Raw genomic sequence first — 2424 nt, forward strand, 5'->3', positions numbered from 1 at the left:
TCACCGACTCGGGCGAAGTCCTGCCCGCCGACCTCGTGGTCATCGCCGTCGGCGTTGTGCCGGAGGTCGGGTTGGCCGAGGCGGCCGGGCTCGGGATCCGCAACGGCATCCTCACCGACGCGTCGCTGCGGACCTCGGCGCCCGGGATCTTCGCCGCAGGCGACGTCGCCAACGCCCTGCACCCGTTCACCGGGGAACACCACCGCAGCGAGCACTGGTCCAATGCCCTGAATGGCGGCAAGGTGGCAGCCAAGGCGATGCTCGGCCTCGACGCCACGCTGGAGACCATCCCGTACTTCTACACGGACCAGTACGACGTCAGCATGGAGTACTCGGGCTTCCCGACGCTCGTTGCCGGCCCGCCGGTCATCCGCGGCTCGCTTGCGGACAAGGAGTTCATTGCCTTCTGGCAGCGCGAGGGCCAGGTGATCGCCGGAATGAATGTCAACTGGCCCCGCGCCGCCAAGCCGCAGAAGGCGATCAAGGCGCTCATCAACGCCCGCACCGCCGTGAGCCCGGACCTGCTTGCCGACTCCTCGGTACCCCTGGATCAGCTCCTGGATTAGCTCCTGGATCAGCTCCTGCCGGAAGCCTGACGGGCGGCCTCGCGCGCGACCGTTCCGGCGGTCTGGATGCTGGACTCATGCCCGGCCATGCCGGCCTGGCGGCCCCGCGCGTAGGCGCCCGGCAACGCCGCGAGCAGGGCATCGACGTCGGCGTCGGTTGAGGAATGCCCGAGCGTAAATCGCTGCGCCCCCCTCGCCGTGTCCTCGTCCAGGCCCATCGCCAGCAGCACATGGGAGGGCCTCGGAACACCGGCGGTGCAGGCGGAGCCAGTGGAGGATTCGACGCCGGCGAGGTCCAGCAGGAACAGCAGCGAGTCCCCTTCGCAGCCGGGGAACGTGAAATGCGCATTGCCCGGCAACCGCCCGGGGCCCGGGGCGCCCCGCAGGACGGCTTCGGGGACGGCCGCACGGACCCCCTCAATCAGCCGGTCCCGAAGGGCCGCGATCCTGGCGGCTTCCTCGGGGAGTTTCGCGGCAACGGCCTCGGCGGCCGCGGCAAACGCGGCGATCGAGGCGGTGTCCAGCGTCCCGGAGCGGACGTCGCGTTCCTGCCCGCCGCCGTGCTGCACCGGGGTCAGCTTCACCGCCCGGCCCAGGATCAGCGCGCCCACGCCGACCGGTCCGCCGATCTTGTGCCCGGAGACGGACATGGCGTCCAGGCCCGTCCCGCGGAAGTCAACGGGCAGGGAGCCGAAGGCCTGGACGGCGTCGGAGTGGACGGGTACGCCGGCGGCGTGTGCCAGTTCCACAACCCGGGCGACGGGCTGGATGGTGCCGACCTCGTTGTTGGCCCACATGACGCTCACCAGTGCGATCGAGCCCGGATCCCGGGACAGCTCGGCTTCGAGCACGGCCAGGTCCACGACGCCCGCCTCATCCACGGGGAGCCAGCACACGTCAGCGCCTTCATGCCGTTCGAGCCATTCGACGGTGTCCAGCACCGCGTGGTGTTCGACGGCGGAACAGAGGATGCGGGTCCGCGCCGGGTCCTCGGCACGGCGGGCCCAGTACAGGCCCTTGACCGCCAGGTTGTCCGCCTCGGTCCCGCCGGAGGTGAAGATGACCTCCGAGGGATGGGCGCCGGCGGCCGCCGCGAGTACTTCCCGCGCGTCCTCCACGGAGCGCCGGGCACGGCGGCCCGATCCATGCAGCGAGGACGGGTTGCCGGTCCGGGCCAGTTCGCGCGTCAGCGCGGCCAGCGCTTCCGGGGCGAGGGTGGTGGTGGCGGCGTGATCGAGGTAGACAGGCACAGCCCAATTCTACCTGCGCGCGCCCGGGCTGCCGCGGTGCCAGGGCGAAGGCACAGTCTCAGGGCAGAGGCACAGTGTCAGGGCGAAGGCACCGGCCGGAGGCACAGTGAAGGGCACAGTGAAGCACCCGGGGCTGGTGTACATTCAAGCGGTGAAAGCGCCACTCTGCCTTGTGCTGGCCACCTTGTTCTGGTCCGGCAATTTCGTCGTCGGACAGACCGCCAGAGCCTCAATGACACCGCTGGACCTGACCTTCTGGCGCTGGAGCCTGGCCGCCGTGCCGCTGCTGATCCTGGCCCACCTCATTGAACGGCCCGACTGGGGCGCGGTGCTGCGCCGCTGGCCCGTGCTTCTGCTGCTGAGTGTCCTGGGCATGAGCGGCTACACACTGCTGCTCTACGGCGCGCTCGGATTCACGTCCGCGATGAACGCCTCGCTGGTGACGGCCGCAAACCCGGCCCTCATTGTGGTCATGGCGATCGTCCTGCTCGGTGAGAAGACCACACGGCTGGGCTGGCTCGGCATCTGCCTTGGCCTGCTGGGTGTGCTGCTGGTCCTGACCCAGGGCGAGCTGGCCCGCGTGGTCAGCCTCGCCATCAACACCGGTG

Annotated in this window: 3 protein-coding genes; 2 read left to right on the forward strand and 1 reads right to left on the reverse strand. The window is 70.2% G+C overall.

Features of this window, described 5'->3' with window-relative positions; translation table 11 throughout:
* Positions 1-566: FAD-dependent oxidoreductase (locus tag LQV45_RS25930; RefSeq protein WP_230009521.1), on the forward strand; the 566-nt coding region annotated here is incomplete at its 5' end.
* Positions 567-574: 8 nt separating this feature from the next.
* On the opposite strand, the gene LQV45_RS25935 is transcribed toward LQV45_RS25930, so the two are convergent.
* On the reverse strand, positions 575-1816 hold the full coding sequence (locus LQV45_RS25935) for a cysteine desulfurase family protein (RefSeq protein ID WP_230009524.1): 1242 nt from the start codon (positions 1814-1816) through the stop codon (positions 575-577).
* A gap of 151 nt (positions 1817-1967) precedes the next feature.
* On the opposite strand from LQV45_RS25935, the gene LQV45_RS25940 reads away from it, so the two are divergent.
* Positions 1968-2424: DMT family transporter (locus LQV45_RS25940; protein WP_230009527.1), on the forward strand; the 457-nt coding region annotated here is incomplete at its 3' end.

The sequence above is a fragment of the Microbacterium sp. Bi128 genome (assembly GCF_918698205.1).